Raw genomic sequence first — 22980 nt, forward strand, 5'->3', positions numbered from 1 at the left:
CCGCTCCCGTCACGCCGGGCAAGGACGGCGCGCGCGCGCCGCTGACGATCGGCACGCCGACCGACGGCACGATCTTCGCGATCGATCCGGACATTCCGCCGAAGAACCAGCGGATCTGGTTCGAGCGGTCGGCCGGGCGCGCCACGAAGTTCGCGTGGCGGCTCGACGACAAGGTGATCGGGCACGCCGATCGCATCGCATGGATGCCGTGGCCGGGCCGGCACCGACTGGAACTCGTCGATGCGCGCGGCAATGTGGCCGACGCGATCAGCTTCGAGGTGCGCGGCGCGTTCGCGAAGGCGGCCGCGCGCAAGCCCTGAGCGCCTGAGCGGGTGAGCCGGCCTTACTCGGCGGCCGCGTTCGCCTTCGGCGACTGCGGTTGCGCGGAGAAGTCGAGTGCCGGCGCGGTCGAGATCGCCGCCTCGTTCGCGACGCCGAAGTTCGGGCGCGGCTGGTAGCCGAAGATCTTCGCGATCACGACGCCCGGGAACTGGCGGATCTGCACGTTGTACTGCTGCACGGTCTTGATGTAGCGGCCGCGCGCGACCGCGATGCGGTTTTCCGTGCCTTCGAGCTGGGTCTGCAGGTCGCGGAACGCTTCGTTCGCCTTGAGCTCCGGGTAGCGCTCGGACACCACCATCAGCCGGCTCAGCGCACCCGACAGCTCGCCCTGCCGCTGGTCGAACGCCGCGAGCGCGGCCGGATCCTTGGCCATCTCCGGCGTTATCTGCACGCTGCCCACGCGCGCACGGGCGGACGCCACCTCGGTCAGCACGCGTTCCTCGTGCGCCGCGTAGCCCTTCACCGACGCGGCGAGGTTCGGCACGAGGTCGGCGCGGCGCTGGTACTGGTTCAGCACTTCGGACCACGCGGCATTGATGTTCTCGTCGGACGACTGGATCGCGTTATAGCCGCACCCCGCGAGCGGAGCCAGCACGCAGCACACGAGCAGGATTCGAAACCATTTCATTGTCGATGTTTCCGGTTGAACGCTCCGGGTGGAGCCATAGGTGAAAAGAAACGGGGGCGCAGGCACGCTGCGCGCGGGTGGCTACCAGCGGCCCGATGCACCGCCGCCGCCGCTCGACCCGCCATCGCCGCGGAACGAATCGGCGCTCGAGCGCGATCGGGAGCCGGACGAGGAAGACGACGAGGACGAGCCGATGCCCATCAACTTCGCCCAGATCACGGCGAGCACGCACAGCACGCCGAAGAGGCCGGACAGCACTTCCTCGACCGAATAATCCATCTCGCGCCCGATCGCGATGATCATGAACAGCGTCCCGTCCACGATCGCCGTGTATTTGCGCACGCGCGCCGAAAGAAACAGGTTGATGCCGAGCAGGCACGGCGCGACACCGGCCGCCGCGGGGACGAACAACGCGGCGCCCAGGATTGCTTCGAGATTGCCGTTGAAGATCGTGCCGACCGGCAGCATCACGATCGGTACGACGGCCGCCACGAGCCACGCCGCCAGCAGCGCCACCCGGCGGCGCAGCTGGCGCCACTGCGCGACCACGCCCAGCACGACGTTGGCCACCCCGAGCAGGAACCAGAACCGCACGCCGCCCGTGTTCGCATGTTTCCGCACCGGCAGGCCGTTCGGCTGGTACTGTTCGCCGCCGGTCCGGGCGTCACGGGGCGGTGTATTCGTGGCATCCGTCGTGGTCGCCGTGGCCGTTTCGTATGCGTCGTCGCGCCCGCCGGGCGCCGTCGCGGGTGCCGCCTGCTCCGGCGTGGCGACGTCCGCCGGCATCATTTCGCGTGCCAGCGCGTCCACCGCATCGCTGATGCCACCTTCGATACGGTTCTCGCGGAATGCCGGCACGATCCGCTCACGGATGATCCGGCCCGCGACGATGTCAGGAATCGTGCCTTCGAGCCCGTAGCCGACTTCGATCCGCACGGTATGGTCGTTGAGTGCGGCGACGAGCAGCAGGCCGTTGTTGACCTCGGCCTTGCCGAGCTTCCAATGGTCGAATACGGTGGTCGCGAACTGTTCGATCGTCGACTGGCCGGTCGACCCGACCAGCAGGATCGCGATCTGCACGCCGAGCCGTCGTTCGAGCGCAGCGAGGCGGTCGGTCAGCTCGGATGCGCAGGCGGCGCTCAGCACGCCCGTGGTGTCCGTCACGCGGCCTTTCAGCGGCGGTGCGGCTTCGGGTTTTGCGGCGACCGGATAGGCCGCCGCCGCGGCCACGTGCGTGCAGGCCGATTGGGACGGGTTAAATGGCGTGGCGGCCGACGATGCCGCGACGGCGTTGCTGCCGTCTTCGGTTGGCGCTGCAATGGCCGCACCACCGAACAGCACGACCGCACCCGCCAGCAAGGCCGTGGCCTTCCAGAAGCCGGGCCTCCGGGCGTCGCCCTTCGTGCTGCGTGCGTGCGGAATGCCGTTTCGGGTCGTGCCTGCCCACGATGCCGGCTCGCCCTCGCCAGCCGGCGGGCCCGGCCGGCCCGTCTGTCGTTTCAAGTTCATGTCGGAAACGGCGCGCCGGCTCCATCGGGCGCGGCGCGTTCTCTCGTCGTTTTTAATCGTCCCGCAGCATAACCAATCGCGAAGGGAACTGAAAGGTTTCCGGCCGACTTCCGGACCTCGTCATTTCAGTCTGCCGTCGTATCGCCCCGATGCCGGCAATGCCGTGCAGCGCATGACACGCTCGACGGCAGGTCGCCCCCGGCCGCAAGCGGCCGCAAGCGAGCCAAGCGGACCAACCGGGCAAGCAGCCCCCCGTTTCGGGACCTAGAATATGAACGGCACCGCCTCACCGGCGCCTACCGGTTGCCCCACTCTCCTCAAGGCCAGCGACCATGAACATTCACCCCAGCCGTTTCATCCGCCCCGCGCTGGGCACGCTCTGCATCGCCACCCTCGCGACGCTTCAGGCGTGCGGCGGCGATGCCTGCTTCGGCGTGGATGCCTGTTTCAACAACAACACGCAGACCGTCGCGCTCTCGGGCACCGCCGCGACGGGCGACGCGCTCGCCAGCGCGCAGGTGGCGGTCAGCTGCGTGACGGGCTCGGCGACGACGCTGACGGACGGCGGCGGCAACTACCAGGTGACGGTCAATGCCGTGCTGCCGTGCGCGATCACCGTGACGTCGGGCGGCACGAGCCTGCATTCACTCGCGTACGCGGGCGGCACGTTCAATACGACGCCCGAGACCGAGCTGATGCTGGTTTATCTCGCCGCCCAGCTCGGCACGAACACGGCCACATTGATCGGCAATTTCCAGCAGAATTCGCGCTACCAGCAGGCGATGAACAATGCGAACACCGTACAGGCCGCACAATCGGCCGTGGTGACGAACCTGCAGCAGCGCTATTCGGTCACGCTCGCGGCGCCGGCATACCTGACCACGTCGTTCACGGTCGGGCAACCGGGCGTCGACAGCGATCTCGTCGCACTCGCGAAAGCCGGCGCGATCGACTCGAACGGGATGCCGGATCCGGTTGCCGTTTCGCTGCTGACGCAGGCCGGCGCGGCGCATCCGCTGTAAGCGGCCGGCGGCGGGAAGAAGCTCGCCCGGGATCGGGCGTCAGGCGCGCGCTTCGGGCTCGCCGTCGGCCAGCAGCGCCCACCGTTCGTGGTCGCGCCATTCGCCGCCGATGCGCAGATAGCGCGGCGAAAAACCCTCTTTCGTGAATCCGAGCCGCCGAACCAGCGCAATCGATGCGTGGTTGCCGGGCTGGATGTTCGCTTCGAGCCGATGCAGCCCGAGTTCGCCGAACGCGACGCCGATCGCCGCGCGCAGCGCCTCGGTCATCAGCCCCTGGCCGCTGAACGCCACCATGCCGTAGTACCCGAGATACGCGCTCTGGAACACGCCGCCGACGATCTCGTTGAGGTTCACCACGCCGACCACCGCCCCGGACCTGCGCTCGCGGGCGACGAGGCCGACGTTCGGCCCCGTCAGGCAGCGGGCGAACCACTGGTCGAATCCCGCCTGGTCGGTGAACGAGTCGACCCACGGCAAATGGTGGCTCCGGCTCGCGCGGTTGGCGGCGATCAGGTCGGCGCCGTCGGTTCGGGCGACGCGGTTCAGCAGGATCGAGGGGTTGAGTCGGTCGACGGGCGGCACTTAAGCGGCCTCCCCGTTCCCGCACACGACGGACGCGGCCTGGGCCTGCTGCTGCGACAGGTACCGCAGCAGCTTGGTGACCATCCACACGACGATGCACGACAGCGCGACGAAGAACACCGCGAGCGGCGTCAGGACATGGATCGACACGAAACCGGCCAGCCCCATCATCGCGGACGACACGAGCAGCAGCGCGCAGCCGAGGATCGCGCTCGTCAGGCCGGCGATATGCGGGAACAGCGAATTGCCCTTGGCCATCAGCGTCGGGTACATCGCGCCCGCGCAAAAGCCCATCACGAGCACCGGCGTCGCAAGCGTCCATACGCGCAGCCCGACTGTGAGCGCCAGCACCAGCATCGCAACCGACGCCCCCGCCATCACGCGCGCGCCGATGCGCAGCCGTTGCTCGGCGCTCGGCAGCCCGCGCCCGTGAATGCGGTTCGACAGGCCGCCGAGGAAATACATCAGCCCGATCCCGAGCGCGAGATAGCCGAAGAAGGTCGGCGGCTTGTGCAGTGTGGTCTGCACCATGAACGGCCCGACGATGTTGAACACGAGCAGGATGCTGTAGCACAGCCCCTGTGCCAGGAAGCAGCTCTGGAACACCGGGCTCGCCAGCACCTTGCCCGCGTTCGTCATCAGCGTGCGCGGTTCGAGATGCACCGGTTTCGGCAAGGTTTCGCGGTAACGCCACAGCAGCGCCCACATCGCCAGCGAGTACACCAGCAGGAACACGAGGCACGCGCGCCAGCCGAACCATTCCTGCAGGTGCGCGCCGATCACCGGCGCGATGATCGGCGCAAGCCCCCACGCGATCGACATGTACGTGAACGCGTGCATCAGCGCCTGGCCGGAGAACGAATCGGTGATGATCGCCTTCGCGAGCAGGTTGGTGGTCGCGATGCCGAAGCCCTGCAGGCAGCGTGCCAACACGAACGTCTCCAGGTTCTGCGCGCCGAGCGACAGCAGGCAGCCGATCGTGTAGATCACGAGTCCGAACGCGAGCACGCGCTTGCGGCCGTAAGCGTCGGCGATCGGCCCGAAGATGAGCTGGCCGAGCGCGTAGGCCGCCATGTAGCCGGATACGCTCGACTGGATCGCCTGTGGCGTGGTCGCGAACGAACGCGCCATGTCGGGCAGCGCGGGCACGTAGATGTCGATCGCGAGCTGGCCGGCGGACGCGAACAGGCAGATCAGGAACAGCAGGAAACGCGGCGAGTTCGACTCGCGCGCGGAAGTGAGCGTGGCGTTCATGACGACTGGGAAGGATGACGGACAGCAGTGACGCAGCCGTGCGATGTTTGAACTGCGAACACGCGTGCGTCGTGGCGAATGCCGTATTGTGCCTGTTGTCCGGTCACGCAGCCGGATTCCCCTGGCGTGGACGAGGTTGAATGCCGATTGCGGCGTGCCAGGAAATCCGCTATCGGCGTGGCGTCCGCAGCTTTTATCCTGACTTGAGCCGGCACCCGATGGCCCTCCGGCACGTCGCGCTCACCAACGCACGCGCTATGCCGATGCCGCACCCGGTCGGGTTCGCGATGGCGCCGTGGGCGATATACCCGTCATCGCGCCGGCCTGGCCGCCGGCACCTTCGGCAGCGCCAGCAACCACCGGCCGTGCCGGCTGCGCGCGTGCCGGAAATCAAGGCCCGACGCGTTTCGCGCCCCCCACCTTCCGCACCGTAACCGCCGGCACGCGCCGGCGGTTTTTCACGATCAAACGTCGATCAGCACCGCATCCAGATCAATACTGCGCCTGATCCGTCGGATTCCTGAACAGCTGCTTCATCTCCGCCGACAGCGGATAGTCGAGGCTCACGCCCTTCGGCGGAATCGGCTGCGTGAACCACTGGTTATAGAGCTTCTCGGCCGCCCCCGACGTCTGCATCTTCGCGATCACGCCGTCGACGACATGCTTGAACGCCGGATCGTCCCTGCGCATCATGCACGCGTAGTTCTCGTGGACGAGCGGCGTGCCCGTCACCGTGTACGCGCCCGGGTTGCGGTCCTTCGCGATCTCGCCGTACAGCAGCGGCTCGTCCATCACGAACGCCACCGCGCGCCCGGTCGTGACGTTCATGAACGCTTCGGCGTGATCCTTCGCGCTGATGATCGTCATGTTCATCGCCTTCTCTTCGTTGAGCTTGCGCAGCAGGCGCTCGTCCGACGTGCCGGCCGTCGTCGCGACCGTCTTGCCGGCCAGGTCCGCGAAATCCTTCACGCCCGAATCCTTGCGTGTGCTGAAGCGGATGCCGTACAAAAAGATACTGTTCGAGAACGCGGCCTGCTTCTGCCGTTCGAGCGTGTTCGTCGTCGATCCGCATTCGAAATCGATCGTCCCGTTCTGCAGCAGCGGAATCCGGTTCTGCGACGTGATCGGGATTTCCTTCACCGCGAGATTCGGCACGTTCAGTTCCGTCTTCAACTGGTCGATGATGCGCGACGCGATGTCGCGCGAATAGCCGATGTTCTTCTGCTGGTTGTCCGAATACGAGAACGGCACCGACGATTCGCGAATGCCCAGCGACACGACGCCCGTGTCCTTGATCTTCTTCAGCGTGCCGGTAAGGGCCTGCGCGTGCGCGGTACCCGCCAGCGCACAGGACAGCGCGACGGCCAGCCAGCGTAAGCGGCGATCCATGCTTTTCTCCTGACGAAACGTTGATCGAATCGCGATCGTACGCTCGACAAAATTCGCGTCGAATCAGGGAAAGCGTAAACAACCTTCCACCGTGGCCGCCCGTTGAAAGACGTTTGCCGTGCCGCGCAAACCGGCCCGCGGCGCAGGTTTCGCCCGACCGGCCACGCGTGGACTCGCCCCACCTTCTGTGCCACACGTTCCAAACGCGCGTTCATGCTGCAACGCACCAACGTAATCGTTTGCGCGCCCGCGGATTTTTCTCGTGAAACGTACTCAAGAAGCCGCCACGCCGGCCGTTACCCAGTGCATGGCGCGTCGCAGCAACCTTGCCGCGACCGTCAGAAAAAAAAGACAAGGTCCGGGTCAGCCGGACCAGCGCCACCGCCGGCACGACGGTTATCTACGAGGATCGAGTTTCAACATGAGAGCCAAACGTTTCAATTTCGCGCTGGCGCGCTCCGCACATGCGCGCATGCTCGCCGGCATGCTGTCAGCCGCCGCTCTCCTACCCCTCGCCGGTTGCGGCGGAGGCGGCGGTGACGGCAGCAACCCGTCTTCCTCCAACGCGGCGCCGGCCCCGACGCCCGCTCCGACCACCCCGACACCCACTCCCACTCCCACCACGACCGGCAGCAATGCATGCGCGACGCAACAGGCCGCCGTGCAGATGGCAGCGCAGACCGCGCCGGCCGAACCGCCGATCGATCACCTGATCGTCAAGCTCAAGACGCTGACGGCCACGCGTGCGATGGCGGCCATCGACAACGGGACGCGGCTCGACGCCGTGATCCAGCGCTCGATGACGCGCTGGACGGCGCCGGTCGCCGGCAGCGCACGCGCCTATGCGAGCACGGTCGGGCAAGCGCCGGTGAACGTGCAGGTCGAACGGACGATCTCGAGCGGCGCAGCCGTGCTGTCGCTCGGCCAGCGCATGGCCGCCACCGACGCGGCCGCACTCGCGCAGGCATTCGCAGCCGATTCGGACGTCGACTACGCGGAACCGGATCACCCGATGCAGATCCGCGATACGCCGAGCGATCCGTTGTACAGCCAGCAGTGGTACCTGTCCGACCCGACCGCCGGCATCGACATGCCGCCGGCCTGGAACGTGACCAAGGGTTCGCCGACCGTCGTCACCGCCGTGCTCGACACCGGTTACCGGCCGCATGCCGACCTCGCCGCCAACCTGATGCCCGGCTACAGCTTCATCAGCAACGTCAACACCAGCAACAACGGCCTGACGCGCGGCCCTGACGCAACCGATCCGGGCGACTGGGTCACGCAGCAGGAACTCAGCAATGCGAACGGTCCGTACTACAACTGCGCGCCGCAGCCGAGCGACAGCAGCTGGCACGGCACCCGCGTGATGGGCGTGATCGGCGCGACCGCGAACAACGGCGCCGGCATCGCCGGCATATCGTGGCTCGGCCGAATCCTGCCGGTTCGCGTGCTCGGCAAGTGCGGCGGCACGACGAGCGACATCGCGGACGGGATGCGCTGGGCAGCCGGCATTCCGGTCAGCGGCGTACCGAACAACCCGACGCCCGCGAAGGTCATCAACTTGAGCCTCGGCGGCGTCGGCGCGTGCAGCACGACGTTCCAGCAGGCCATCGACGACGTGACCGCGAAGGGCGTGACCGTCGTCGTCGCCGCCGGCAACGACGGCCTGTCGACCGGGCTCGACCAGCCCGCGAACTGCCGCGGCGTGATCAGCGTCGGCGCAACCGACGCGACGGGCCGCCGCGCGTCGTTCAGCAACTTCGGCGCCGATGTCACGCTCAGCGCACCGGGCGTCAACATCCTGTCGACGTCGAATACCGGCACCACGACGCCGGGCTCGGACACCTACGGCCTCGCGAACGGCACCAGCCTCGCGACGCCGCAAGTGTCGGGGGTCGCCGCGCTGATGCTGTCGGTGAACGGCAATCTCACGCCCGCGCAGATCCAGCAGAAGCTGCAGGGCGGCACGCGCACGACCAAGCTGGCGGCCGGCACGTCGTGCACCGCGATGCCGGCGGGCTCGGGCATCCTCGATGCAGGGGCCGCCGTCGCGTCGGCCAACTAGTCACCGGCACCCTGCTTCGACGCCGCCGCGCGCATGCCGATCTCGCATGCGCGCGGCCGTTTCATGGGCGGCGATCCGGCGTTTCTCCGCTCGCGCATCGACTCGATTACATTTCTCGAAATAACGACTGACAAAAGGGTTGACGCTTCGCACAGCGACCCATTACCATCGCTCCCGTCTAATTACATGGAGTGTTCTGTGAACACCGATGCGAGTTGTAGTTGGTGCTTGACCAACTTGACTGCTGCCTGAGGAAAACGCGCAGAGCCTCGTCTTCTGCCGCATCCCGGGAAGCAGGATGCGGCGTCCTTCCGGCCTGACTGGCCAGATCTCCCGCCGAATTTTCATTGTTGTCGAATGCACGCGATGCGCCGTCGCGCGCGTGCATTCGTGTTGCGCGCAGCGTCAGCCGCGCGCGCCTTCCGTTCGCGTGCCGTCCGGCCGCGCGCCTTCGTGCGTGCGTCGCTGTCGATCGCCCGCGCCGATTATCCGCAACCGACAGGAGTGCAGATGAACTCAGACGACAGTAGTCGATTACCGCTCGCCGGTGCGACGCTGCACATCGCCCCTTCGGCCGCACCGCACGCGCCGGCGAGCGTTCCCGCCTTCACCGATCCACAGCCGATCGCGCCCGACGCGACGCGGCGGGAAGCGCTCGTGCGTCGATAACGTCACGGTCGCTCCCCGCCCGCCGACTCGTGCGCAAGGAGCGACTCATGACGACACGACACAACACATCGCAAAAGAAACAGCGTGGCTTCATCAAGGCCGGCACCGGCCCGCAGAATGACCCGCGCATCATGCGCGCCGCGCAGGAAGCGGCCCGCCCGCTCGAAGACACGCTGAAGTCGCTGCACACCAGCACGCGCGGCCTCACCTACGACCAGGCCGCCGACCGCCTGCAGCACTACGGCCCGAACGAAATCGCGCACGACAAGCCGCCGCACTGGACCCGCCAGTTGCTGCTCTCGTTCCACAACCCGTTCGTCTACGTGCTGCTGGTGCTGGCCGCCATCAGCTTCTTCACCGACGTCTACTTCGCGGCACCCGACGATCGCGACTATGTCGGCATGACGATCCTGCTGACGATGGTCACGATCAGCGCGCTGCTGCGCTTCGTGCAGGAATTCCGCTCGCTGCGCGCGGCCGAGAAGCTGAAGGCGATGGTCCGCACGACCGCGACCGTGCAGCGCTCGGTGACCGACACGTCCGAACCGGCCCGCCGCGAGGTGCCGATGCGCGAAGTCGTGACCGGCGACATCGTGCACCTGTCGGCCGGCGACATGATTCCGGCGGACGTGCGCCTGCTCGCGTCGCGCGACCTGTTCATCAGCCAGGCCGTGCTGACCGGCGAGGCGCTGCCCGTCGAGAAGTACGACACGCTCGGCGCGGTCGCCGGCAAATTCGCCGGCACGCGCGCGGCTGCCGCTGCGACCGATACGTCGGCATCGCTGCTCGATCTCGAGAACGTCTGCTTCATGGGTACCAACGTCGTCAGCGGCACGGCGACGGCCGTCGTCGTCGCGACCGGCGAGGACACCTACTTCGGTTCGCTCGCGCGCAACGTCGTGAGCCACAAGCGCATCGAGACAAGCTTCGACCGCGGCGTCTCGAGCGTGAGCTGGCTGCTGATCAAGTTCATGTTCGTGATGGTGCCGATCGTGTTCATGATCAACGGGCTGACCAAGGGCGACTGGCTGAGCGCGCTCACGTTCGCCCTCGCGGTGGCGGTGGGCCTCACGCCCGAGATGCTGCCGATGATCGTCAGCGCGAACCTCGCGCGCGGCGCGGTCGCGATGGCGCGCCGCAAGGTCGTCGTCAAGCGGCTGAACTCGGTGCAGAACTTCGGCGCGATGGACGTGCTGTCCACCGACAAGACCGGCACGCTGACGCAGGACAAGATCATCCTCGAACATCACCTCGACCTGTCGGGTCACAAGGACGAGGAAATCCTGCGGCTCGGCTGGCTGAACAGCTTCTACCAGAGCGGCCAGAAGAACCTGATCGACATCGCGGTCGTCGCGCGTGCCGACGAGATCGGCGAGCGCGTGAAGCCGCAGGGCTACAAGAAGATCGACGAACTGCCGTTCGACTTCGTGCGGCGCCGCCTGTCGGTCGTCGTCGAGGATGCGCGCGGCACGCACCTGCTGATCTGCAAGGGTGCGGTCGAGGAGATGCTGGCCGTCTCCACGCACGTGCAGGATGAAGACGGCGTGCGCCCGCTCGACTTCGTCGCGCGCAAGCGGCTGCTCGAACAGGCCAGCGCGTACAACGAGGACGGCTTCCGCGTGCTCGTGCTCGCGACGCGCACGATCCCGCGCGGCGACGAGCGCCAGCAGTACCGCACCGCCGACGAACACGACCTCGTCGTGCGCGGCTTCCTGACCTTCCTCGATCCGCCGAAGGAATCGGCCGCACCGGCGCTCGCCGCGCTGCGCGAAAACGGCGTCGCGGTGAAGGTGCTGACGGGTGACAACCCGATCGTCACGATGAAGGTGTGCCGCCAGGTCGGCCTCGAACCCGGCAAGCCGATGCTCGGCACGGAAATCGAAGCGCTCGACGACGCGACGCTCGCGCAGGTCGTCGAACGCACGACCGTGTTCGCGAAGCTGACGCCGCTGCAGAAGGCGCGCATCGTCAAGGCGCTGCAGGCGAACGGTCACACGGTCGGCTTCCTCGGCGATGGCATCAACGATGCGCCCGCGCTGCGTGACGCCGACGTCGGCATCTCGGTCGACAGCGGCGCCGACATCGCGAAGGAAACCGCCGACATCATCCTGCTCGAAAAGAGCCTGATGGTGCTCGAGGAAGGCGTGATCAAGGGCCGCGAGACGTTCGGCAACATTCTGAAGTACCTGAACATGACCGCGAGCTCGAACTTCGGCAACGTGTTCTCGGTGCTCGTCGCCAGCGCGTTCCTGCCGTGGGAGCCGATGCTCGCGACGCAGCTGCTCGTGCTGAACCTGATCTACGACACGTCGCAAATGCTGCTGCCGTGGGACAAGATGGATCCCGAGTTCCTGAAGAAGCCGCGCAAGTGGGAAGCCGGCAACATCAGCCGCTTCATGCTGTGGGTCGGGCCGACGTCGTCGGTATTCGACATCACGACCTACATCCTGATGTGGACCGTGTTCGGCGCGGGTGCGATGTATCACCTGAACGGCGGCACCGGCGGCCAGATCGTGATGAACTCGGGCTGGTTCATCGAGAGCCTCGTGTCGCAGACGCTCGTCGTGCACCTGCTGCGCACGCAGAAGATCCCGTTCCTGCAAAGCACGGCCGCGCTGCCGGTGCTACTGTCGACGTTCACCGCGATCGCGATCGGCTGCTGGCTGCCGTTCTCGCCGTTCGCGGATTCCCTCGGCTTCATGCACCTGCCGGGCACCTTCTGGCTGTGGCTCGCCGCGACGATGGTCGGCTACATCCTGCTCGCGCAGATCGTCAAGACGATCTACGTGCGCCGCTACAAGCAGTGGTTCTGATGGTCCTGGCCTGAAGCCGGCCGGCCCGCGCTCCCCGGCGTGGGCCGGCCGGCTCGCCACGCACGACAGGTGATCCAATGAAGAGAATGCTTCCGCTCGCAGCCGCGAGCGCCCTCCTCGCGCCGTTCGATGCCCTCGCCACCCATCCGCTCGTCAGCGACGACACGGGCACGCAGGGCAACGCGAACTGGCAGTTCGAATTCAACGCCGAGGAAACCTCGAAACAGGAAGAAAACGGCCGCCACCAGCTGTGGAATGCAACGCTCACGCGCGGATTCGGCGACCACGTCGATCTCTACGTGAACGCGCCTTACACGCATCTGCAGACGCGCACCGATGAAAACGGCGCCGGGATCGGCGATGTCGAGATCGGCATGAAATGGCGGTTCGTCGAGCGCGGCCCGCTGTCGATCGCGCTGAAGCCGAAACTGACCGCGCCGACCGGCAACGACCGGCGCGGACTCGGCACCGGCCGCGTGGGTGCCGGCGCCACGCTGCTCGCGCAGCTCGACGTCGCACGGTTTTCGTTCCTCGCGAATGCTGGCATGACGTACCAGCCGAATCGCCAGGGCGACCTGACGTCGATCTGGGCCGTGTCGGGCGCGGCGATCTACAAGGCGACCGACACGCTGCAGATCGTGGCCGACATCGGCACGTCGCGCAACCCGGAAAGCGGTGCCGGCGCGAATCCGGCGTTCGTGATCGCGGGCGCGATCTATTCGCCGAAGCCGTGGCTCGATCTCGACATCGGCTACCGGCGCGGGCTGAACGACCAGACCTACGATCATTCGGTGATGGGCGGCGTGACGGTGCGGTGGTAACGAGCCGATACCCCGCATCGAACCGCATACCGAGCCGAAAGACGACGGGCCGCTTCCAGCGGCCCGTTTTCTATTGCGCGTCGTTCGCGCCGAACAGTTGCGCGCACACGGCGCGCCCTTCGTCGGTCAGCGCGGCGCTGCCGGTGCCGTCCTCGTTCAGCGTCGTCGCGCTCAGGCCCGCGGCATCGAGCTGCGTCAGCACACGGCGCAGCGTGCTCATCGGCAGTTGCGTGCGTTTCGCGATCTTCGGCAGCGACCAGGTCTTGCCGGCCGGATCGCTCGCGGCACCGTTCAGTGTCGCGAGCGTCGCGACGAGTGCGGGATCGAGCGGGGAGTCGTCGGATTCTGAAGTCATGGGTTGCGGTCGGTGAGCGAGACTGGGGCTTTCGTTCGGGCATCCGGCACGCGATCGGGCGACCGCCACCGGCTGAGGACACTATACCGCTTCGTCCATCATGCATTCTTGATCGCGGCACGCATGAACGACACGAAGCGTGTGGTGACGGGATCGTCGCGGTCCGACAGCCACGCGAGCCCGACGCGCCACTTCGCGTCCTTGCCGTCGAGCGGCAATACCGTCGCGTCACGCAGCAGATATTGCGCCCGCGACGGAATGAACGCGACGCCCGCGCCGGCCGCGACCGACGCAAGCACCGACTGCACGTCTTCGGCCTGCTGCGTCACGTGCGGCACGAAGCGGCGCTCGACGCACCACCGGTCCACCTGCGCAGCCAACCCTTGCCCGCGTGCACGCTGCAACGCGATGAAGCCAATCTCGTTGAGCGTGCCGAGATCGGCCGGCACGCGCTTCAGGCCGAGATGCGGCGGCACCGCCAGCGCCAGCGCCTCGTCGATCACCTTGAACGACGACAGTCCCTCGTCCGACGGCAGGCGCAGGAACCCGGCGTCGAGCTTGCCCGCGCGCAACCGACGCGTCTGCTCCGCGGACGACAGGTCGCTCAGCGTAACGGCGATGCCAGGATTCCGGCTGCGAAACTCGGCGACGAGCTTCGGGACGAGCGTGAGCACCGACAAGCAGATACCCAGCCGCAAATGACCGCGCTGCCCGCTCGACAGCTCACGCGCGCGGGCGAGAATCTCGTCCGCATCGCGCACCAGCGCCTGCGCGTCGGGCAGGAAGCGCTCGCCGAACGATGTGAGCTCCGCGCCGTGCCGGCCGCGCTCGAACAGCTTGCCGCCCAGGCTCGCCTCGAGCGCACCGATCTGCTTGCTCAGTGCCGGCTGGCTCATGTGCAATGCATCGGCCGCGCGGCTGAAATGACACAGCTCGGTGACAGTCAGGAACGTTCTCAGCAGTTTCAATTCCATTCTTAAAAGGAATCGTAACGATAGAAACATTCATTTTACCGATCGAATGCGATGACGTTCAATACGGACATGCCCTTTCCGGAATCGACCGTCATGTCCCTTGATCTCGTCTGTGAATGTCCGCCCGACGACACTTCGTGCGCACCGGCCGCCATCGACAAGCGCGCCGCGACAGCCGATCTGCGCGCGCCGAAACGTCGTGCTGAGCGAGTCGAGCGTACCGAACGCGCTGACGGCCGCGGCCGCCGCTTTCGCTTCGGCGACGCCGTGGACGCGATGACCACGCTGAACGACGCGCCGCCGCGCCCGGTGACCGGTTCGATCGCGATCAGTTTCGCGGTGGTGTCGCGGCGCAACTGGCCACGTTGAATGGCGTGCGGCACCCGTGCATGCTTTTCATGCCGGTCGCCGCCATCGCGCGCGACGTCAAATGCGCGATGCGCTTACCCGAGCGCCAGGTCGGCGATATCGATCCGAGCATGAATCGCGCAACCCATTGATTTTTAACCAATAGCCACGCGCCGGTCAAAACGCATGCTATTTAGGTTTTGTTGAATTTTGGGACGTTTGTGAGACGTTGATTTTGGCCCCGGTCACAGATTGGGCACATGGGCGTTCCGTCAGGCTTGTTCGCCAATCGCCGACAAATCCGAATCGGGGAGCAGGCTTCTCTTCTGCGAACCAGAAATTTGTGAATGGCGCGACGTCAGGTGTCATGTACCACCGCGCCTCGCCGTTTTCATCGATAGCCCACCAGCGAGCATTCTTCGGCGCCTTCTTCCAATCGATCTCGGGTTTGTCCATGCGACCTCCATCGTGACGACGGAAGTCTAGGCGATCATTGCGAAGCCGTCAGCGCGACGATGTCGCACAAGCCCCTGGCCCCCAATGAGCGGCGCCTCCGATCCGCACGCCAGCCCACATCAGCCACGCCCGCCATGCCGGGACGCCAGAGGCAATCGACGCCTCCTTCAGGACCGCATCCGCGATTTCGCGCGATACCGGATGCGGGGCCGTGTAGAGGAAGTCATGCACCGCCGAGGCCGCATGCGCGCTATCGGCCGTCAGGAGAAAGGCCACCGGAGCTCGAGGAACGGAGGCGAAATCAGTCTCGAATCCCTCCGGCACGACAAACACCTGCCGTGCGACGTCGGACTGATAGGCCAGCGGCGCCGTCAGGCGCCACGTTCCCCGGCCACTGTTCGTGGCGTCGCTGATCAGTTCAACCTGAAGCGGCGACAGGAATTTGCTCATTTGAGCACCACCCCGCTCGCCGGCGCTGCAGTGGCGACCATCGGCGGGAAGGCAACGTCGACCATGCCCTTGATCGTACCGATCGCGAGCACTGCCGTGACCTGGTCAGACTGCGACAGCCCGGACGCCTTCACGAGCGAAATGAGAAGCGGAGCGACGGCCGATGAGATCGATTGCAGATTGACCTGCGTGACCGACGCGCCGGCTACGCACACCGCATCGACGCCCGGGACGATCTTCTCGTCGAGCGTCGCCGCAGCACCGCCGGTGAATACACCGGCCTGCATCAGCGTGCCGATCTCGGCCTGAAGCAGCGGGCAGACTTTCCCCGCGACTTGCGACGGGGTTTGCACGGTCACCGACGAACATGCGCCGAGCAGTGCAGCGGACGCGACAACGCCTGCCGCGAACAGCATCGAAAAACGCTTCATGGGATTTCCTTACTTGAGGGTCTTGAGCGCCGTCACTGCGGCGGCCGTAGCCGCGCCGACGACATCGGATGCCGCGGACGCGGCGGTTGCCTGCCCTGCGAACGCCTCGACGTCGGTTTCGCGGAGCGAGATGGTGTAGCTGCTGTCAGACTGGTGCGTGAACGTCGCCTCGACGGTCGCCATCTGCTTACCGTTCAAGACACGCAACACGCAGCAGCCTGTCGGTGTGCCGCCCGCGTCGACGAGCGGCGACACCTCATAGCGCGCGATGCCGGCATAGCGCAACGAGTCGCATCCGGCGAGCGCGAGGCACGTGACCAGAAATACGATCTTGCGCATTACTGGATCGTCGGCACGGGGGACGCCTGCGGCACCGGGACCGCAGGCGTCGGCGTCGCGGCCGCGGAAACGGGATCGGTGGCCGGAAGCGCCGCAGGCTGCGGCGACTCGATCGGCGCGAACTCCGCCGTACCGGCCAGCGCGGTCACGATCGGACCTGCAGGGCCGGTAGCGGCGTGGTACACGCCGAGGCCTGCCAACGTATAGCCGATTGCGTCGACGAGCGACTGCGCCGGCACGAAGTGCAGCAACACGAGCGCGAGCCAGGCAGCGAACAGCAAAACTGCAGCGATGAACTTCATCCACGGGTTCATATGGGACATCTCCTTGAAAATGCCGCTGGTGCGGCGGGTTACGATGCGACGCCGAGCGCCGCCTTACAGGACACCCAGAGCGCCAAGCGGTCATCCATGCCGTTCGGCGTCGCCGTCGAATGTGCGTTTCCGAGATTGATTGCGCGGCTGATCGACAGGAAGTCGCCTGCGTCGGCGAATGCGCTCAGGGCGTTGTCGGCCCAGAACTGGGCGGACGCTTCGGCCGCGATGCTGGGCTGCACGATCTGGTCAGGGTTCCCCTCGAGGTCGACACCGATCTTCTGGCCCATCACGCGGAAGTTGTAGCGCCCGGTGATTCCGATGAGGCCGCCGGCGCGGTAGCGAAACCCGTCACCCTGCTGCGTGTTGCCGAGCGCCGTTGCCTTCGTCGAAGGCGGCTCGTATGTGCGCTGCACGGTCGTCGGCCCCCAGAGTTCCCGGAGCCACTGAAACCGGCCCGACTCGTGCCCGCACTGTGCGAGGAACGCGGCCTGCCGCGCGGGCGAGTCGATCGCATACAGTGCCATCACGGCCGAGAGCGGGTCAGCCCACGGCGTCGCGCGAGCGAGCGGGATCTGCAGCGCGCTCGCGAGAATGTCAGGTGTCATCGCCAGTCCTCACGTATCCAACAGGGCTTTCTTGCCCTTGTTCCTGATCAGGTAGAACGCCTGCAGCCCGATGTATGCGATCGTCGCAACGGCTACCCACCAATTGATGTCGTGGTTCGTCAGCCACAACCAAAAATTCCCACCCACCGCCGGCGCTGCCTTTACCGCGCTCGTCGCGAGATCGTTCTTCATTCATCCCCCGGAAATGAAAAAGGGCGCCCTAAGGCGCCCCGCATTCGTAGCAGTGTGCTTTTATTCCGCGAGCCACGCGGTGCCGTTGTAGAACGTCGGGCAGACCGTCGAGCCTCCGCCCGTCAGCGAGCTCATGAAGGTGCAGCTCGTCGCGTCGGTCACGTACGCACGCATGCCTGCCACGCCCGTCGGCAACGTCGAAACCGTATAGCCGAGCGTCTTGATCGGGCCGCCGACGTCCAACGTCGATCGTGGTGGCGATACGCCGATACCGACCGACACGCCGCTACTGCCGAACGTGAGCACCGTCGTCCCGTTGACCTGCACGGACGTCGCGGTAAGGTTGAGCGCGGCAATCTTCGCGCTCGGGATGTAGAACGGGATCACCGACTGGGCGAGCGCGATCGAGCATGCGCAGCCGAGCGCGAACCCCGCAAGGATCTTCTTCAGCATGGGTCAATACCCCTCAACCTTGAACGAGAACGTAAGCGCGGAATCCGGCGAGCCAGACGTGACCGTCACGGCCGTATTCGTAGCCGACACCCAGAATGGCACCGCGGCTGTCGTCGGCGTAGCCTGAACGCTGACGACAGCATGCGGGAACCCGGCCGTCGTATTGCCTTGGTAGATGGGGAATGTGAACGAGCCACTCGTCCCGCCTGCCGGGATCGTGATCTGCCCGGCCTGCGTGATCTTTCCGGAATTGTCGACCTGGACATATCCAACCGGGCTGCTCGTGTAATAGAACTGCCTCATCCCGGCCGGCGCATTGTCCTCGCTCCACCAGAGCGATGATCCGGGATCGATCGTCGGCATCGCCTGCGAGTTCTCGGCGTCGTACCAGACGATATTGTTTCCCGTTGCCGGATATGCGAGCGGGTTCCCGGACGCGTCGAGCCCCTGCGAATACACGCCACCCTGATTGCCGCGCTGGCTGCCCCCCGTGCCAACCAGATAGAACGTGTTATGACGCGTATTGGCATACGGCGACGTGTTCGAGCCGTTGAGCACGAGACCCTTCGCAGTGCCGTTGTCCGCGTTGTAGAGATTGATGACATCGAACCGCTCACTGTCGTCACCGTTCAATACGACACCGGGCGAATTCAAATAAACGGCTTGAATCAGGAAGAAGTGATTCCAGCAGGCATTGTGGTTGAAGGCACTGTTCGTGATGAGCACCGACCCATCGGTCGGAAGCGTCTGATACCCGGAAATATTGTAGAAAATGTTTCCAGTGACGTCCGAGTTCTCCGTTGCCGCTGGCGAAATATCCGTCTGCACAAAGGCAGTCGCCCAGTGGGCTGCACGAATGTCGTAAGTCCCGTACCGCGCCGAAACCAGATTGACAGCGATACCACCAAGGGAATTGTTGCCATCCCAGAAAATCCCCATGACGCTGTTGTCTTCCGTCTTCTGATCACTGGATGGGGTGATCGTCAGCGCGGTACCGCCCTGCGGGCCGACCCAGCGATTGATCGTCGTCGCGTTGATGTTCGGCGAGTTGTCGTTGTATCCGCCACCGCCCGCGCCGATCAGCTTCACGGCCGGACAGTTGATCGTAACGTTGTGATCCCAGAGAAACGTGCCCGGCGGCTCATACACGGTCTTCTGCGACGGCGATGCACATGCGAAGTTGACCGCATTCTGAATCGCCGTCGCGCTCGGCCGCGTGCCGGTCGGGTCCGCACCGAATGCGATCACCGAAATTTTCTGTTCCTGCAGAATCGCCTGCAATGCACGATCGCTTGCACCCACACCGCCGAGGTTGAAAAGCAACGATGGATTCGACGTCGATGCAGCAAGCGACGTGAACGCGCCAGAACTCGGACGCGAGTTGCCGATCGTGGCGCCGTTGATCGCACCGTTTTGAATCGACGCCGTCTGCAAAGCAGCGTTCAGTTGCGTTGCAGTAAGAAGCTGTCCGGAAACAAACTGCGCATACGCTGGAACGGACATTGCTGCTGCGACCAGGGAACCTGCGATGACGCGAAGCCTCGTGCCGAGAATTTTCATGCTAGTTTCGCCCCTTGTTACGAACCGCTCGGCGCCACCCAGGCGACGCTCTGAACCGCCTGAACGGTGGTTGCCGTGTTCACCTGGTCAGTCAATGCCGCGAGTTGCTGTTGGCACTTGTTGAGCCACGCTGCGAAGCTCGAAACAACGGCCTGCGCCTGAGCCTGCGTGTGCGACTTGAACGACCACGTCCCGCCGGCCTCGCACCAAAGCATCCCGCCCGACTGGCAAGCTGCCACGGTGTTCTGGTTCGCCTGGTCTACAAGCGTGCTCGGATAGTTGCTGGTGGACCCGAGCGCGCTCGACGAAAACCCCGCCGTGATCGTGCCCGAGCACGCCGCGTAAAGAACTGCGTTCTGCATCGTCTGAGCCTGCGCGAGCAGCTGCGCAGCCGTCGGTGCGGCAGGCGCTACGAGCGCACCATTCGACACGGTGTAGCCGTGCGTTTCCACGGCCTGCTGCCATTCGTCGTCAGTGATCGCAATCGCGCTCACCCCATTCGGAACTGGGCTAACGATGCTGTCGTAGAACCCGATGATCGGACCGGGATCCGCTTCATACGCCGCATATTTCTGACCTGATAGCTTCTGTTCCATACAAATTTCTCCCGGTTACCAACCGATCGCTTCCCAACCCACGATGACGCCGGATTGCCACACGTTGTTCAGCAGCGCATTCACGGAAAATTGGCTGTTGCTATTTGCGCCGATGCCGATCGTCTTCCCGCCATTACCGCCCGTCGCCGGCGTACCGTTGTCATTGCCGTTCAACACGAAACATGCGTTCGGGAAGGCGATCGGAAAGTTGAAGGTGTTGCCCGTCTCCGAGGCATTCGTTACTGTCACGACGCCCCACTGGCGGATCGTTCCGTTCGGGAGCTTCTCCCAGCCACTCTGGCCGACGCTGGCCGCGAACAGCGACGAGCGTTTGAGGGCCGCCGTACCACCGACGACATTGAAGTATTGGCCGCCCGACCATGCAACTTCGATCGAATCACCCGGGCCGATAACTTCGCTGGCTCGCGCCCAGTTCTGCCAGACATCGCCGGCAAAAGCACTCACCGTGAGATTCGCGAGGCTGCCGTTGTAGATCACGAAGCGCGCACTCGGCCCCTGAAGCGACGTGCCTTGGGGAAGCGTCACGACTCCGGCATTCGTTCCGAAGAAATAGATCAGGTCTCCGGACTGCGACGCCGTCAGCTGTTGGGATGCTGCACTGAACGGGAAGAAGCTCCCGTAGTTACCCAGCGCTCCCCACACATATGCCGTCGACGCAGCATTGTTGCTACTATCCCCGAGGTTTGCCGTCTTGACTTTGAATAGCGCATTGGGATTCCCAGAGGCACTCGCAAACAAGATTTGCAGCGCCGCCAACACCTGGTTGTAAGTCGCTTTGCCGGGCGCTACCCCGGCAGCGGTCAGGATGCTGATCAGCTCCTCTTGAATCATGTTGAGCCAGTCGGCATCGAGAATCGTCGCGGCTTGTCCAGTCGCCGGATTGCCGCCGGTGAAATAACCAGGCGTGCCGGCAGCAGCCGGCACAGGCAACGCCGTGACGGCGGTTGCCTGATCGGTTCGAAACATGAGATTTCCCTTACGAGAGAGTTGTCGAGTCGAGCGTGAACGTCCGGTCGAGGAATCCAGGATTCGCGACGATGAGGAGCGTGTGAGCGGGCTTCAGCGCATTCAATTCACAGAGAAGAACAGCATTCCCCCATGCCGCCAGTGGCTCACCGGCGGCGGATTGGCCAGCCCTGAAATACTTGACCGTCACAGCCGGAGCATTAACCCGCCATGCATATGCCCAGGCCTCCGAACAAACAGAGTCCCCGGCGCGGTTTTGCCCAACGCGAAATGGCGAAAACTGCGTAACCGTGATGTCAAAACCAAGGTTCTTCGCAAAATCGATATAGAACTGAATCGATTGGCCACCGCTGTTCGCCAAACGAGCCACTACTTGAGCGCGCCTCTGCTGAAGCGTCGGCGCCGGTCCAGCACATGGATCCGGCAAGCCAAGCGATTCCTCCCATTCCGGCAGCAGTTCGTATGCAGTCGGAGGGAATGCGTCGACAAGTAGATAGTTGGCCCGCGCGGTCTGCCGTTCGTAACTCGGCGCCAGCCCACGCAAAACCTGCGTTTGAACGGCGTCAGACGCACGAGGCCACACGCGCCCTCGTGGCATCAACCCCTGAAGCGCCTTCAAAAAGTTGGCCGCTGTGAGATTCGGTGCGAGCATGATGCCTCATACGTAAAGCACGGTTGCCAGTACCGGAAGTTGGCCGAATCCGCTGGCGATATTCCCCGGATATGTCGTTGTGGTCGTACCGACCACACCTTGAATGAGTGAAATCAAGAATCCACTCGTTCCGGAAACAGATCGGATCGCCGCCGAGATGTCATCGCGGTTGACAGTTCCTCCACGTGGATCTCCATTGCGAAACAGGACGTCAGCAATATTTGAAGCAATCTCTGCTCGAGTAGCAGCCGTCGTCGCCGCCAACCCGGAAAGAGAAATGGTCAAATTGTTCGCGATCGGCGCACACGAATAAATGAGAGCCGTCACGGGCTGCTCAACTACGATCGAATCGGCGACGACGAGTTGATCTCCAGTGGCAACTATTCCTCGCGGAATGCCACCCGGCCCTTTATCGAACTGCGATACCCCGTCTGTTCCCTGCGGGAAACCGCCATGCGGCGCTTCCGCGTTATCCCACATGGTGTAAATCACAACCGTCCCAGCACCGAATCCGTTTGGCGCGCACCACGCGCGCGTCACACCGGGAACATCTTTCGCCCATCCGACATAGTCTTGCTCATCTCCACCCTGCGGCGAATTCTGATATGCCTCGAGCATTCTCTCGCGCAAGCCATCGTCGTTCTCAATATCAGACCCGGCGGCGACATTGCCGACAATCAATCCGGCCGTCTGTATTCCATCGATCGCAACTCCAAGAGACACCACGGTTCCTGGATCAGCATTCCCGGCCACCCCGCCAACGGCAGCAATGATCGTCACCACGACCGTTCCGTCAGAGCCGACTGTTCCCGTGGCGACCGTCGTATACGAAACCCCATCCCCACGCACTACAGGCGCGCCAGCGCTAAGAGGTTTCCCCGGCGTTCCGATAAACCGAGCAGTCAACTGTGCCGGCGACGCGGCCTTCCGGAACACTTTCCTGAGCGCCGCCCACCCTTCCAGATATTCATCTTCCGCTGTGAAAGGGACGGCCATCTTCGCAATCCAGTCCAGATAACCGAACTGAAGGTTCGACATCCCTGCCTGGACTTTTCCGATCACGCGCAAAACAGCGAATCGCAGCAGTGCGTCGGCCCCTTGAAGCGCAGACGAAATGTCTGCAGCCACCTCTGCCATCAGGGTGGAGAGCGTCTTTCGTTGAAATGGCATA

26 protein-coding genes and 1 pseudogene are annotated in these 22980 nt (G+C 64.8%); 7 read left to right on the forward strand and 20 right to left on the reverse strand.

From position 1 onward, the window contains the following. Positions 1-320 (forward strand): annotated as a pseudogene (locus JYJ84_RS01130) (penicillin-binding protein 1C); the annotation flags it as partial. 23 nt (positions 321-343) lie between these two features. Here JYJ84_RS01130 and JYJ84_RS01135 read toward each other — a convergent pair. Both JYJ84_RS01135 and JYJ84_RS01140 read right to left on the reverse strand, forming a co-directional pair. Then, positions 344-970, reverse strand: a complete 627-nt coding sequence (locus tag JYJ84_RS01135; protein ID WP_175219775.1) for a LemA family protein — start codon at positions 968-970, stop codon at positions 344-346. Between the two features lie 81 nt (positions 971-1051). Further along, entirely contained in the window at positions 1052-2479 is a 1428-nt protein-coding gene (locus tag JYJ84_RS01140; protein WP_175219777.1) for a YgcG family protein, read from the reverse strand. A gap of 332 nt (positions 2480-2811) precedes the next feature. Between JYJ84_RS01140 and JYJ84_RS01145 the strand changes: the two genes are divergently transcribed. Next, a complete protein-coding gene (locus tag JYJ84_RS01145; protein ID WP_175219779.1) occupies positions 2812-3501 on the forward strand; it encodes a hypothetical protein in 690 nt (229 codons plus the stop codon). Between the two features lie 39 nt (positions 3502-3540). Here the strand turns inward: JYJ84_RS01145 and JYJ84_RS01150 are convergent, their stop codons facing one another. The 3 genes from JYJ84_RS01150 to JYJ84_RS01160 all read right to left on the reverse strand — a co-directional run bounded on the left by JYJ84_RS01150 (position 3541) and on the right by JYJ84_RS01160 (position 6726). Next, entirely contained in the window at positions 3541-4083 is a 543-nt protein-coding gene (locus JYJ84_RS01150) for a GNAT family N-acetyltransferase (protein WP_122947290.1), read from the reverse strand. Continuing rightward, positions 4084-5337 carry a multidrug effflux MFS transporter gene (locus JYJ84_RS01155; RefSeq protein ID WP_122947291.1) on the reverse strand — a complete coding sequence of 418 codons (1254 nt, stop codon included), beginning with the start codon at positions 5335-5337 and terminating at the stop codon, positions 4084-4086. Between the two features lie 492 nt (positions 5338-5829). After that, the gene (locus JYJ84_RS01160) at positions 5830-6726 is read right to left on the reverse strand and encodes a glutamate/aspartate ABC transporter substrate-binding protein (RefSeq protein ID WP_122947293.1); all 897 of its coding nucleotides are present in this window, start codon (positions 6724-6726) and stop codon (positions 5830-5832) included. 421 nt (positions 6727-7147) lie between these two features. Between JYJ84_RS01160 and JYJ84_RS01165 the strand changes: the two genes are divergently transcribed. The 4 genes from JYJ84_RS01165 (at position 7148) to JYJ84_RS01180 (ending at position 13094) form a co-directional block, all read left to right on the forward strand. Continuing rightward, positions 7148-8791 (forward strand): S8 family peptidase, encoded by a 1644-nt coding sequence (locus JYJ84_RS01165; protein WP_174976795.1) that lies wholly within the window; start codon positions 7148-7150, stop codon positions 8789-8791. Positions 8792-9157: 366 nt separating this feature from the next. After that, complete coding sequence (locus JYJ84_RS01170; RefSeq protein ID WP_205189109.1) at positions 9158-9460, forward strand: hypothetical protein; 303 nt, start codon at positions 9158-9160, stop codon at positions 9458-9460. Positions 9461-9507: 47 nt separating this feature from the next. Continuing rightward, positions 9508-12273 (forward strand): magnesium-translocating P-type ATPase, encoded by a 2766-nt coding sequence (gene mgtA / locus JYJ84_RS01175; RefSeq protein WP_175219781.1) that lies wholly within the window; start codon positions 9508-9510, stop codon positions 12271-12273. 77 nt (positions 12274-12350) lie between these two features. Next, entirely contained in the window at positions 12351-13094 is a 744-nt protein-coding gene (locus JYJ84_RS01180; protein WP_175219783.1) for a transporter, read from the forward strand. A gap of 70 nt (positions 13095-13164) precedes the next feature. Here JYJ84_RS01180 and JYJ84_RS01185 read toward each other — a convergent pair whose 3' ends face one another. Together JYJ84_RS01185 and JYJ84_RS01190 are read right to left on the reverse strand one after the other, a co-directional pair. Beyond that, positions 13165-13449, reverse strand: coding sequence for a transcriptional regulator (locus JYJ84_RS01185; protein ID WP_175219785.1), 285 nt, complete (start codon positions 13447-13449; stop codon positions 13165-13167). 98 nt (positions 13450-13547) lie between these two features. Further along, the gene (locus JYJ84_RS01190; protein WP_046548044.1) at positions 13548-14423 is read right to left on the reverse strand and encodes a LysR family transcriptional regulator; all 876 of its coding nucleotides are present in this window, start codon (positions 14421-14423) and stop codon (positions 13548-13550) included. A 51-nt stretch (positions 14424-14474) separates the two neighbouring features. Between JYJ84_RS01190 and JYJ84_RS01195 the strand changes: the two genes are divergently transcribed. Continuing rightward, on the forward strand, positions 14475-14792 hold the full coding sequence (locus tag JYJ84_RS01195) for a hypothetical protein (protein ID WP_174956175.1): 318 nt from the start codon (positions 14475-14477) through the stop codon (positions 14790-14792). A 168-nt stretch (positions 14793-14960) separates the two neighbouring features. On the opposite strand, the gene JYJ84_RS01200 is transcribed toward JYJ84_RS01195, so the two are convergent. Genes JYJ84_RS01200 through JYJ84_RS01260 form a run of 13 tightly spaced genes read right to left on the reverse strand, consistent with a single transcriptional unit; the run spans position 14961 to position 22979 of the window. Continuing rightward, a complete protein-coding gene (locus tag JYJ84_RS01200) occupies positions 14961-15227 on the reverse strand; it encodes a hypothetical protein (protein WP_240201810.1) in 267 nt (88 codons plus the stop codon). A gap of 48 nt (positions 15228-15275) precedes the next feature. Next, complete coding sequence (locus JYJ84_RS01205; RefSeq protein WP_174958053.1) at positions 15276-15677, reverse strand: DUF1353 domain-containing protein; 402 nt, start codon at positions 15675-15677, stop codon at positions 15276-15278. After that, a complete protein-coding gene (locus tag JYJ84_RS01210) occupies positions 15674-16108 on the reverse strand; it encodes a hypothetical protein (RefSeq protein WP_174958052.1) in 435 nt (144 codons plus the stop codon). The genes JYJ84_RS01205 and JYJ84_RS01210 overlap by 4 nt, the downstream gene beginning before the upstream one ends. Before the next feature lie 9 nt (positions 16109-16117). Continuing rightward, entirely contained in the window at positions 16118-16447 is a 330-nt protein-coding gene (locus JYJ84_RS01215; protein ID WP_174958051.1) for a hypothetical protein, read from the reverse strand. After that, entirely contained in the window at positions 16447-16761 is a 315-nt protein-coding gene (locus JYJ84_RS01220) for a hypothetical protein (RefSeq protein WP_174958050.1), read from the reverse strand. The genes JYJ84_RS01215 and JYJ84_RS01220 overlap by 1 nt, the downstream gene beginning before the upstream one ends. Positions 16762-16799: 38 nt before the next feature. After that, positions 16800-17369, reverse strand: a complete 570-nt coding sequence (locus JYJ84_RS01225; RefSeq protein WP_174958049.1) for a glycoside hydrolase family 19 protein — start codon at positions 17367-17369, stop codon at positions 16800-16802. Between the two features lie 9 nt (positions 17370-17378). After that, positions 17379-17561 carry a hypothetical protein gene (locus tag JYJ84_RS01230; protein WP_124679947.1) on the reverse strand — a complete coding sequence of 61 codons (183 nt, stop codon included), beginning with the start codon at positions 17559-17561 and terminating at the stop codon, positions 17379-17381. A 60-nt stretch (positions 17562-17621) separates the two neighbouring features. Then, on the reverse strand, positions 17622-18014 hold the full coding sequence (locus JYJ84_RS01235; protein ID WP_174958048.1) for a hypothetical protein: 393 nt from the start codon (positions 18012-18014) through the stop codon (positions 17622-17624). Positions 18015-18017: 3 nt separating this feature from the next. Beyond that, positions 18018-19574, reverse strand: coding sequence for a glycosyl hydrolase family 28-related protein (locus JYJ84_RS01240; protein ID WP_175017103.1), 1557 nt, complete (start codon positions 19572-19574; stop codon positions 18018-18020). A gap of 17 nt (positions 19575-19591) precedes the next feature. Continuing rightward, positions 19592-20170 (reverse strand): hypothetical protein, encoded by a 579-nt coding sequence (locus tag JYJ84_RS01245; RefSeq protein WP_205182637.1) that lies wholly within the window; start codon positions 20168-20170, stop codon positions 19592-19594. Positions 20171-20185: 15 nt separating this feature from the next. Then, the gene (locus JYJ84_RS01250; protein ID WP_240201811.1) at positions 20186-21157 is read right to left on the reverse strand and encodes a hypothetical protein; all 972 of its coding nucleotides are present in this window, start codon (positions 21155-21157) and stop codon (positions 20186-20188) included. 10 nt (positions 21158-21167) lie between these two features. Next, positions 21168-21809 carry a YmfQ family protein gene (locus JYJ84_RS01255; protein WP_205182639.1) on the reverse strand — a complete coding sequence of 214 codons (642 nt, stop codon included), beginning with the start codon at positions 21807-21809 and terminating at the stop codon, positions 21168-21170. Between the two features lie 6 nt (positions 21810-21815). After that, positions 21816-22979, reverse strand: a complete 1164-nt coding sequence (locus JYJ84_RS01260) for a baseplate J/gp47 family protein (RefSeq protein WP_205182641.1) — start codon at positions 22977-22979, stop codon at positions 21816-21818. Position 22980 lies beyond the last annotated feature (1 nt).

Source organism: Burkholderia sp. LMG 13014 (genome assembly GCF_905232215.1).
Classification (GTDB): Bacteria; Pseudomonadota; Gammaproteobacteria; order Burkholderiales; family Burkholderiaceae; genus Burkholderia.

Excerpts from the sequence above, each read along its gene's own strand:
- JYJ84_RS01140 (WP_175219777.1), bottom strand. The coding sequence starts at position 2,479 with ATGAACTTGAAACGACAGACGGGCCGGCCGGGCCCGCCGGCTGGCGAG.
- JYJ84_RS01145 (WP_175219779.1), top strand. The coding sequence starts at position 2,812 with ATGAACATTCACCCCAGCCGTTTCATCCGCCCCGCGCTGGGCACGCTC.
- JYJ84_RS01230 (WP_124679947.1), bottom strand. The coding sequence starts at position 17,561 with ATGAAGAACGATCTCGCGACGAGCGCGGTAAAGGCAGCGCCGGCGGTG.
- JYJ84_RS01235 (WP_174958048.1), bottom strand. The coding sequence starts at position 18,014 with ATGCTGAAGAAGATCCTTGCGGGGTTCGCGCTCGGCTGCGCATGCTCG.
- JYJ84_RS01225 (WP_174958049.1), bottom strand. The coding sequence starts at position 17,369 with ATGACACCTGACATTCTCGCGAGCGCGCTGCAGATCCCGCTCGCTCGC.
- JYJ84_RS01185 (WP_175219785.1), bottom strand. The coding sequence starts at position 13,449 with ATGACTTCAGAATCCGACGACTCCCCGCTCGATCCCGCACTCGTCGCG.
- JYJ84_RS01215 (WP_174958051.1), bottom strand. The coding sequence starts at position 16,447 with ATGCGCAAGATCGTATTTCTGGTCACGTGCCTCGCGCTCGCCGGATGC.
- mgtA (WP_175219781.1), top strand. The coding sequence starts at position 9,508 with ATGACGACACGACACAACACATCGCAAAAGAAACAGCGTGGCTTCATC.
- JYJ84_RS01190 (WP_046548044.1), bottom strand. The coding sequence starts at position 14,423 with ATGGAATTGAAACTGCTGAGAACGTTCCTGACTGTCACCGAGCTGTGT.
- JYJ84_RS01170 (WP_205189109.1), top strand. The coding sequence starts at position 9,158 with ATGCGCCGTCGCGCGCGTGCATTCGTGTTGCGCGCAGCGTCAGCCGCG.
- JYJ84_RS01245 (WP_205182637.1), bottom strand. The coding sequence starts at position 20,170 with ATGGAACAGAAGCTATCAGGTCAGAAATATGCGGCGTATGAAGCGGAT.
- JYJ84_RS01220 (WP_174958050.1), bottom strand. The coding sequence starts at position 16,761 with ATGAACCCGTGGATGAAGTTCATCGCTGCAGTTTTGCTGTTCGCTGCC.
- JYJ84_RS01165 (WP_174976795.1), top strand. The coding sequence starts at position 7,148 with ATGAGAGCCAAACGTTTCAATTTCGCGCTGGCGCGCTCCGCACATGCG.
- JYJ84_RS01160 (WP_122947293.1), bottom strand. The coding sequence starts at position 6,726 with ATGGATCGCCGCTTACGCTGGCTGGCCGTCGCGCTGTCCTGTGCGCTG.
- JYJ84_RS01240 (WP_175017103.1), bottom strand. The coding sequence starts at position 19,574 with ATGAAAATTCTCGGCACGAGGCTTCGCGTCATCGCAGGTTCCCTGGTC.
- JYJ84_RS01180 (WP_175219783.1), top strand. The coding sequence starts at position 12,351 with ATGAAGAGAATGCTTCCGCTCGCAGCCGCGAGCGCCCTCCTCGCGCCG.
- JYJ84_RS01200 (WP_240201810.1), bottom strand. The coding sequence starts at position 15,227 with ATGGACAAACCCGAGATCGATTGGAAGAAGGCGCCGAAGAATGCTCGC.
- JYJ84_RS01250 (WP_240201811.1), bottom strand. The coding sequence starts at position 21,157 with ATGTTTCGAACCGATCAGGCAACCGCCGTCACGGCGTTGCCTGTGCCG.
- JYJ84_RS01255 (WP_205182639.1), bottom strand. The coding sequence starts at position 21,809 with ATGCTCGCACCGAATCTCACAGCGGCCAACTTTTTGAAGGCGCTTCAG.
- JYJ84_RS01210 (WP_174958052.1), bottom strand. The coding sequence starts at position 16,108 with ATGAAGCGTTTTTCGATGCTGTTCGCGGCAGGCGTTGTCGCGTCCGCT.
- JYJ84_RS01205 (WP_174958053.1), bottom strand. The coding sequence starts at position 15,677 with ATGAGCAAATTCCTGTCGCCGCTTCAGGTTGAACTGATCAGCGACGCC.
- JYJ84_RS01195 (WP_174956175.1), top strand. The coding sequence starts at position 14,475 with ATGACGTTCAATACGGACATGCCCTTTCCGGAATCGACCGTCATGTCC.
- JYJ84_RS01155 (WP_122947291.1), bottom strand. The coding sequence starts at position 5,337 with ATGAACGCCACGCTCACTTCCGCGCGCGAGTCGAACTCGCCGCGTTTC.
- JYJ84_RS01260 (WP_205182641.1), bottom strand. The coding sequence starts at position 22,979 with ATGCCATTTCAACGAAAGACGCTCTCCACCCTGATGGCAGAGGTGGCT.
- JYJ84_RS01135 (WP_175219775.1), bottom strand. The coding sequence starts at position 970 with ATGAAATGGTTTCGAATCCTGCTCGTGTGCTGCGTGCTGGCTCCGCTC.